This window comes from Mesorhizobium sp. M1D.F.Ca.ET.231.01.1.1, from assembly GCF_003999155.2.
Taxonomy (GTDB): Bacteria; Pseudomonadota; Alphaproteobacteria; order Rhizobiales; family Rhizobiaceae; genus Mesorhizobium.
Window position 1 is genome coordinate 1 of the sequence record NZ_RZOZ02000186.1, and the last position, 316, is coordinate 316.

Consider the following 316-nt stretch of genomic DNA (forward strand, 5'->3'; position numbering starts at 1 on the left):
ATCGAGGCCGGTCAGCGCGAGCGCTTATCGAAAAACGTGGCAAGCGGCCACTTTAATGGAACGGGGAACTTTAATCGGAGTTTAGCGGCAGACAACGCGATGGAGAAATCCAACATGGAATACACTGCCGAAAATCTTTGTCCTGAAATCGCCGAACGCGAACGATGCGCGGCCCTCGCCGAGGCGCAAGCGAGGGAGTTCGAACGCATCAAGATGTATCCGGTCGCACGCGCAATGCGTGCCCTGGCATGTCGCATCAAAGAGTCCAGCCTGACACAGGAATTCGACACGCGAACTGCATCTGGCAATATCGAGC

General features: G+C 55.7%; 1 protein-coding gene. It reads left to right on the forward strand.

Annotated elements, in window-relative coordinates; all coding sequences use genetic code 11:
- A partial coding sequence (locus EN874_RS33995; RefSeq protein WP_189396757.1) for a hypothetical protein occupies positions 1-316 on the forward strand: 316 nt, incomplete at both ends.